Genomic DNA, 6925 nt, shown 5'->3' with positions numbered 1-6925 from the left:
ACAGCATTAATGTTTGCTGAACATGGAGCACGAGTTGTAGTGGCAGATAGGGACGAAGAACCAGCAGCTGAAGTTGTGGCTGAAATTAAGACAATTGGAAGCGATGCCATCTCGTTTTGTGGAAGTGTAACAAATCCTGAATTTGCAAAGCAAGTAGTAGAGGCAGCTATTTCTAACTTTGGTCGGCTGGATATTCTTGTGAATAACGCAGGGTATTGTGCGGACGGGTTACTTCATAAAATGTCAGATGAACAGTTCCAGGCGATGTTAGACATCCATTTGATTGCTCCTTTCCGTTTGGCTCGTGAGGCTTCACCGTATATGCGTGATGCTGCTAAGAAAGAGATTGAACAAGGAATCGTTCATCACCGAAAAATTATCAATGTTTCATCTGTTTCAGGTCAAAGAGGAAATATGGGACAAGCTAACTATTCTTCCGCTAAAGCTGGTGTCATCGGTTTAAGTAAGGTGATTGCGAGGGAGTGGGGAGCATTTAACATCAACAGTAATGCAGTAGCATTTGGTTTCATTGATACGCGTCTTACACGTCCAAAGGAAGAAGGGTTAATCGTCAATGGAGAAGCAGCGGGTATCCCTGATAAAGTTCGTAATCTTTTAATTAGTAATATCCCGCAAAAGCGTGTCGGTAGTGGCAGTGAAGCAGCTGCTAGCATATTATTCCTTGCATCCCCATTGTCTAACTATGTTAATGGACAAGTGCTAAGTGTTAATGGTGGTTCTTATACGTGATTTCTCGCTTAAAAAAGCATGGTTAAGTTGATAAAACAAATGTTTCAATTATTCAGAAGAGGTGAATGAATTTGTCTAATGTAAAAGATTTAATTGGGGTTGAATATGAACCGTACAGCATGGCAGTTGAAAAAGGAAAAATAAAAGAATTAGCACTCGCCCTCGGTGATGATAACCCAATTTACTTCGATTTGGAGGCAGCCAAAAAAGAGGGATATGAAAACATTCCTATGCCACCTACATATTTACAAGTGATTGACTTATGGGGAGGTCTAGGTTCTGTAGAAAAAGTAGAAAAGCTGAAACTAAACTTAGTTCGAGTATTACATGGACAGCAATCCTATGAGTATTTGGGTGATATTGTAGCAGGAGATATTCTGTACGTAACGGGCAAAGTAGTGGATGCTGAAACGAAATCAGGAAGTACGGGTGCGATGGATTTCATTACATCGGAATACTATTACAAGAATCAACGTGATGAATTGGTAGCTATAGCAAGAAGCACATTAGTGCATCGTCATTAATTTTGTAATTATAGAAAGGGGAAATGAATAATGTTTTATGAGGATGTACATGAAGGATATGAGTTCCCAGTATTGAAAAAGCAACCAGTTACTCGCGTTCAACTTGTTCGATTTGCAGGTGCTTCTGGTGATTTTCATCCACTCCATCTGGTTGAAGAGGTAGCGGAGAAAGCTGGTATGAAGATTCTTGCTCATGGCATGTTGATTATGGGGATGTTATCTCAAGGTGTTACATCATGGGTTTCTAGAAAAAACATTAAGAATATACAAGTACGTTTCAGTAAAATGACATTTCCAGGCGAATCGATTCAAATTGTTGGTAAAGTGCTAGAGAAAAAGACTGACAACATAGTGATGGCTGAGGTGCTGGCGATGAACAGCGAGGGAGAGGTAAAAGTTGCCGGAACTTTTGAAGCGACATTGCCATCAAGAAATTTATAGAGATATCTGTTTCAAATAAGCAGACCGCATTGTGTGACGTGAAATTCGATACAATCATGATCTTTCACACTGCTCAAAGGCGGTCTTTATCTTTTAAAAAACAATATTTGGAGGGATACATATTGTCAAAAACAACAACTTCTTCTAAACAAGAAAAATATGATTTATTTAAGAGAGAAAGACCTTTCCTCACTCATGAACATGAAATGTTTCGTACGTCTTTGCAAAAATTCCTCGAAAAAGAGGCAATTCCTAACATTGAGAAATGGGAAGAAGATAAATACACGCCACGAGAGTTTTATGAAAAATTAGGTGCCAATGGCTTCCTATGTCCGCAAGTTAAAGAGGAATATGGTGGTCTAGGACTTGATTTTGGTTTTAATATGGTCTTAGGTGAAGAGCTAAACCGTGTTGGTATAGGTACACTTGCAAGTATGAGCAGTTCGATTGTCGTTCCTTATCTGGAAGAATACGGATCAGAAGAACAAAAACAAAAATATTTGTCAAAATGCGTTAGTGGAGAGATTACAACTTCTGTGGCGATGACGGAACCTGGAATAGGCTCTGATTTGGCAAATATGAGCACAACAGCTGTTCGTGATGGTGACCACTTTATCCTAAACGGAGAGAAAACCTTTATTTCTAACGGTATTAATGCGGGGCTATTTTTCGTAGCTGTCAAAACAGATCCAAAAGCGACTCCAGCTCGAAAAGGTATTAGTATTATTTTAGTAGAAGCTGATACACCTGGTTTTTCCCGTGGGAAAACGTTGAAAAAGCTAGGTCAGCACTCGACGGATACTGTTGAATTAGTTTTTGAAGATGCCCGTGTCCCTGTGGCTAATTTACTAGGTGAAGAAGGAAAAGGCTTCTATTATTTGATGGACCGTTTACAACAGGAGCGCCTTCTAATCGCCATCAATTCATTAGTTGTAGCTGAGGAAATGCTTAAGTCAACAATGAGCTACGTAAAGGAAAGACATGCATTCGGCAAACCGATTAGTTCCTTCCAAAACACTCAATTTGAGATTGCTGAAATGGCAACGGAACTGTCCATGGCACAAACTTTCCTTGATGAATTAACAAGCAAACATATGAAAGGGGAAAATATCGTTACCCAGATTTCGATGGCTAAATGGTTTATTAGTGAGATGGCACGACGGATGTCTGCACGTTGCTTACAACTTCATGGTGGATATGGCTTCATGGAAGAATATCCGATAGCTCGTCGTTATCGAGATGTTGCTGTTATGCCTATTTATGGTGGTACAACAGAAATCATGAAAAATATTATTGCTAAAAATCTAGGTTTGTAACAATATAAAATATTTTTCTTGGTATTTAACTCAAAGGATTGGTAATGTATTTTCTTAATTTAATTTTAAGGAATGAGCAAAAATGAAATTTGAGGAAATAATTGGAACACATGAGCCGGATGCGATTTATGTTCATACCTATGATTTCACGGAAGATTTAATTGGGAACTTAACGCTGGCAGAAAAGGCGTTTTTGGGCGCACATTATCGTCGACCAACGGATGAGGAGTTACTGTATGTGAATATGGCTTTACACCACGCTTTATTTCCGCTCGTTTAAGTTTTTTGGTGAACGTAAGTTATATAGATGAGGTTGATTTAAGACAAAAAAGAAGAGAGTAACGAATAGACTAAACTGTACCCTTCGTTACTCTTTTCTTTTTTATATATTTTCTATTATGATACAGTTATTAAAAATTTTTCTCTGAACCTATAATTCTCGCTTGGTAATAAATAGATGTTGTTTCTCCATTCGGAGGTTAAGAGCTTGCAAATTATTACTCTCAGACCTTCCTGGATTAAAGCGCTTCCAATCTACTATGGAATAATACCTTTTCGGTAAAGTTCTCCAACAGCATGCGCACGATTAGTAGCACCTAGCTTTTGAATTGATGATTTCACATATTGCTTCACTGTCAATTCACTAATACTCATAGAAACAGCCATTTCCTTTGTACTTTCACCCCATGCGATTCTCCTCATGACTTCTAATTCTCTTCTACTTAACATTGCTTGTTTTTCTGTTCCATTAGAGTCCTCGATAAATTTTCCAACGAGCTTACCATATAGAGTAAAGGATGAAAGAATTTCATCATTAAATATCGTCCCTTTTATAAACTTTGAAGAGATAATATATCCAGTAACAACCGATCTGTAGCGAATGGGGACAACTATCATAGAATTCTTGTCAGAAGAAAAGGAGTACTTGCTGCTCGTTTGCTTTAATAATTCGATTCCAGAACAGTATTTTGCCTTTCTTTCACGAATGGCTGTGTAAATAATAGGTAATGACCGGATATCATCTCGTATTTCTCTAATATGTACTAACCTTTCTGATGTGAGTGAAATAATGCCTTCCCCAAGATAACCTAGAGGAGAATATCTAAATAAATATGCATTATGAACAGGGAAAAGGTCTAAATATACTTCAAGAATTTTGTATAATTGTTCTTCATGACTTGAAATGATATTAAGCTTACGTACATGTTCACGAATGGTATATTCTGAGGTCACTTTTTCATCTCCTTTTGAGGGAATTTACACGTTATAAATAGGGAATACCTATATTATACAGAAAATTGTAAATTTAAAGTAGGAGATTCGAAAATTTTGTTTTAATTTGTTAAATTATTTTTACTGAGGAAGGAAGATGTGTTATGGCAAATTTAGATCCGAAGACAAAGGTGTATTTAGAAATGTATAATAAACTGCCGGCGCTTCACATGATGGAGCCACGAGCAGTTAGAGAATTGTTTTCATTAGCACCTCCAGTAGAGGTAGAACTTGCACCGCTTGAAAGAATTGAGGACAAGATGATTCCAGTTGGAAAGGGTGCAGAAATTAAGATAAGAATTTACACACCTGAAGGCCAAGGTCCTTTTCCTCTCTTTGTATACTATCACGGCGGTGGCTGGGTAATAGGTAATCTAGAAACATCGGATGCTAGCTGTCGTATGTTAGCTAATCGAACAGGAAGAATTGTAGTTTCTGTAGATTATAGACTAGCGCCAGAGTATAAGTTTCCTATACCATTAGAAGATTCATATGAAGCATTAAAGTGGGTTAGTGAAAACGCTTTTGAGATAAATGGTGATGCTTCAAATATTGTTGTAGGCGGCGATAGCGCAGGTGGAAATCTTTCTACGGTTGTCTCGTTAATGGCTAAAGAGAACAATGGTCCATCCATTGCTGCACAGGTGTTAATTTATCCAGTTACTAGCTTGAATTATGATACTAAATCGTATCATGAATTCCAAAATGGATATGGCTTGGAGAGGGATTTGATGATTTGGTTTGGTAATCATTATATTAATAATGAAGAGGATAAACAGAATAAATATGTAGCTCCATTATTGGCGGATGATGTAAGTAATCTACCTCCAGCTTTAGTAATCACTGCAGAAAATGATGTGCTTCGGGATGAGGGCTTGGCTTATGCTAAACACCTAAAGAAAGCAGGAGTCAAGGTGGATACGATTTGCGAGCAAGGTTTGGTTCATGGATACTTTACGAATATGGTGATTTTTTCTGAAAGAATCAAAGGATCGATTGATAGCATATCTGAGTTTTTAAAGACGATCAATCAAAAGGTGATTAATAGGTCTTGAAATGAAAGCGTTTAAATGAACCTTGATTTTGTATAGTGATGAAGTCATCTTTCTTCTTAATAAAATATGTAGAGATGAAACCAATTTTTCTATTTAGAAAGGTTGGTTTCTTTTGTATATGAATATAGTTATTAAATATCTCGATAAGTTTGAGTGAGATGTTTTACTTATTACACATACTATACTAAGAAATAATATTAAAGTTAGGGGTGGAATATTATGTTAAAATACATGGTGAGGGGATATTGTATACTGGTTAGGCATAAGTATAAATTGTTTCTTAGCAGTGAGCTTTTTTGTTCTGGAAAAGTAAATAAAACAGCATTTTAAGCTACAAGAGCGAAAATATACTAGAGGTGATCGTGATGAAAGGATTAGAACATGAAATATAAAAACATTTCTATTGTGCAAGAGGTCCTCCAATACAATGTGCAGTGTATTAAAAAAATTATTTGTTGAGAAGAACCCCTTATGAATGAAGATAATAATTTTTTGAATTTTTTGAAATATATAAATGAAAGTTTTACAGGATGGGATTTTTCTTTTATAACAGAAACGGACCGTATGAGAAGTAGTTTACTTTCTTGGTCTTATGGAAGCATGGCCATTTCATTGATACAAAATGCACATACGTTATTGGATATGGGAACCGGTGGCGGAGATCTTGTCAATGCTTAGACCATTACCTTCAATTGTATTTGCAACTGAAAGTTTTAAACCTAATTATTCAATTGCAAAATCAAGACTTGAACCTTTAGGCGTGAAAGTTATAAAAAAAATTGAAGGAGATGAGAACCTTCCTTTTTCTGATGCACAGTTTGATTTAATCCTAAATAAACATGAATCATATTCTTCAAAAGAAGTTAGAAGAATCATTCAATCAGAAGGGATATTTTTCACACAACAAGTGGGCGGTTTGGATTGTTTTGAGCTTAATGAAGCATTTGGGACACCTTTGAATTCGGAGTTTGAAAATTGGAACTTATCAAACGCTTTGAAAGAACTTAAAGAAAACCACTTTGAAGTTTTATTTAGTAACGAAGAGTTTCCTGTTCAACGCTATTATGATGTAGGGGCACTAGTGTACTATTTAAAGGCAATATCTTGGCAAGTTCCTGATTTTAGTGTTGAAAAGTATGAAGAACAATTAAATTCCATACACAAACTGATTCAATCAAAAGGCTTCTTTGATGTCAAACAGCATCGTTTTCTTATTAAAGCTAAGGCGCTATAAGTAAATGTATTTAAGCAGAGTAGATAGACGAAAACTCACGTTCTTAAGATTACAGAAAGTGAGTTTTTTCTATTCTAACTTCCTCGTAGTTGAATCAAATTTGAAGGATTTAAAGATTTAATATAAACATATTAGATAGAATATTCAAATGTTACCAGCATTTCAGAAAAGATGAATTACTGTTATTTTTCAGTGAATATTCTAGCGAAAGTAAAATGAAAATGATTTTCAATATCCTTTTGTAAATCGTCAAAAAGATGTCAATAGTATTTGAATAGATAATGGCAAATACTATTTTATTATTATTTCACTGATGTTTATATAATATAATAC

7 protein-coding genes and 1 pseudogene are annotated in these 6925 nt (G+C 35.8%); 7 read left to right on the top strand and 1 reads right to left on the bottom strand.

What is annotated here, in order from left to right; all coding sequences use genetic code 11:
• From V7014_RS15980 to V7014_RS15960, 5 genes are all read left to right on the top strand, one after another.
• The coding region (locus V7014_RS15980) for an SDR family NAD(P)-dependent oxidoreductase (protein ID WP_335508429.1) at nt 1–750 on the top strand (750 nt) is incomplete at its 5' end.
• Between the two features lie 71 nt (nt 751–821).
• Nucleotides 822–1274, top strand: coding sequence for a MaoC family dehydratase N-terminal domain-containing protein (locus V7014_RS15975; protein ID WP_335508428.1), 453 nt, complete (start codon nt 822–824; stop codon nt 1272–1274).
• A 30-nt stretch (nt 1275–1304) separates the two neighbouring features.
• Complete coding sequence (locus V7014_RS15970) at nt 1305–1715, top strand: MaoC/PaaZ C-terminal domain-containing protein (protein WP_335508427.1); 411 nt, start codon at nt 1305–1307, stop codon at nt 1713–1715.
• Between the two features lie 119 nt (nt 1716–1834).
• Entirely contained in the window at nt 1835–3031 is a 1197-nt protein-coding gene (locus V7014_RS15965) for an acyl-CoA dehydrogenase family protein (protein ID WP_335508430.1), read from the top strand.
• An 82-nt stretch (nt 3032–3113) separates the two neighbouring features.
• Nucleotides 3114–3311 carry a hypothetical protein gene (locus V7014_RS15960; RefSeq protein ID WP_335508426.1) on the top strand — a complete coding sequence of 66 codons (198 nt, stop codon included), beginning with the start codon at nt 3114–3116 and terminating at the stop codon, nt 3309–3311.
• A gap of 257 nt (nt 3312–3568) precedes the next feature.
• On the opposite strand, the gene V7014_RS15955 is transcribed toward V7014_RS15960, so the two are convergent.
• Nucleotides 3569–4264 (bottom strand): response regulator transcription factor, encoded by a 696-nt coding sequence (locus V7014_RS15955; RefSeq protein ID WP_335508425.1) that lies wholly within the window; start codon nt 4262–4264, stop codon nt 3569–3571.
• Between the two features lie 143 nt (nt 4265–4407).
• Here V7014_RS15955 and V7014_RS15950 point away from each other — a divergent pair, with 143 nt between their 5' ends.
• Together V7014_RS15950 and V7014_RS15945 are read left to right on the top strand one after the other, a co-directional pair.
• On the top strand, nt 4408–5358 hold the full coding sequence (locus V7014_RS15950; protein ID WP_335508424.1) for an alpha/beta hydrolase: 951 nt from the start codon (nt 4408–4410) through the stop codon (nt 5356–5358).
• 471 nt (nt 5359–5829) lie between these two features.
• Nucleotides 5830–6592, top strand: a pseudogene (locus V7014_RS15945) (class I SAM-dependent methyltransferase).
• Nucleotides 6593–6925 lie beyond the last annotated feature (333 nt).

It is taken from the genome of Bacillus sp. JJ722, from assembly GCF_036963345.1.
In the GTDB taxonomy this organism is placed as follows: Bacteria; Bacillota; Bacilli; order Bacillales; family DSM-1321; genus Bacillus_AD.
This window is presented reverse-complemented; position numbering and strand designations above follow the sequence as displayed.

What these genes read in the sequence shown, in the direction of transcription:
- V7014_RS15970 (WP_335508427.1), top strand. Translation starts at nt 1,305, where the DNA reads ATGTTTTATGAGGATGTACATGAAGGATATGAGTTCCCAGTATTGAAA.
- V7014_RS15960 (WP_335508426.1), top strand. Translation starts at nt 3,114, where the DNA reads ATGAAATTTGAGGAAATAATTGGAACACATGAGCCGGATGCGATTTAT.
- V7014_RS15950 (WP_335508424.1), top strand. Translation starts at nt 4,408, where the DNA reads ATGGCAAATTTAGATCCGAAGACAAAGGTGTATTTAGAAATGTATAAT.